This window comes from Furfurilactobacillus curtus, assembly GCF_045862785.1.
In the GTDB taxonomy this organism is placed as follows: domain Bacteria; phylum Bacillota; class Bacilli; order Lactobacillales; family Lactobacillaceae; genus Furfurilactobacillus; species Furfurilactobacillus curtus.
Genome location: NZ_BQXO01000067.1, coordinates 1 through 461, shown reverse-complemented (window position 1 = coordinate 461; position 461 = coordinate 1). Strand labels below are relative to the sequence as shown.

Here is a 461-nt window from a genome sequence, read left to right as displayed (position 1 = left end):
CATCTAAATGTTCTAAATCGACATAGGTTTTCAATTGCTGACTTAGACGACTAATTGTGTGTTTTTCAGAGAATGATAGCTCGTCAGTTAAAGCGTCAAAGTGTTCATGATTTCTAATCTTTTCGTCAAGATTATGATATTTAGCTTGGGCGCTTCTTTGTGCGCTAACTTGTTGATTAAATGCTTTTCGTTCGTGTCGTTTGCTATTGATTCCCTCATGCTGAGTTGGGGTATCATCTATTCCTTGATCGACAAAAGATTTCTCACTAATCCGATCCGGAATATTTTTTTGTGCTAAAGACTGATTAACACTTGTTGCCCAATTATGCCGCCACTCATTAATTTTTTCCTTTTTATCCCAATCAACCAACCAAATTTTTCTTTGTTTTGGAAACCCGCTTTTGGTTAAAAGTTGCTTGCCATTTTCATCTTTAATGTACTGCGTCTTTGCTTTTAATCCC

Annotated in this window: 1 protein-coding gene; it reads right to left on the bottom strand. The window is 36.2% G+C overall.

Annotated features, from left to right (window positions below; translation table 11 throughout):
- The coding region (locus tag ACKTR2_RS10475; protein WP_407885083.1) for a MobA/MobL family protein at window positions 1–461 on the bottom strand (461 nt) is incomplete at both ends.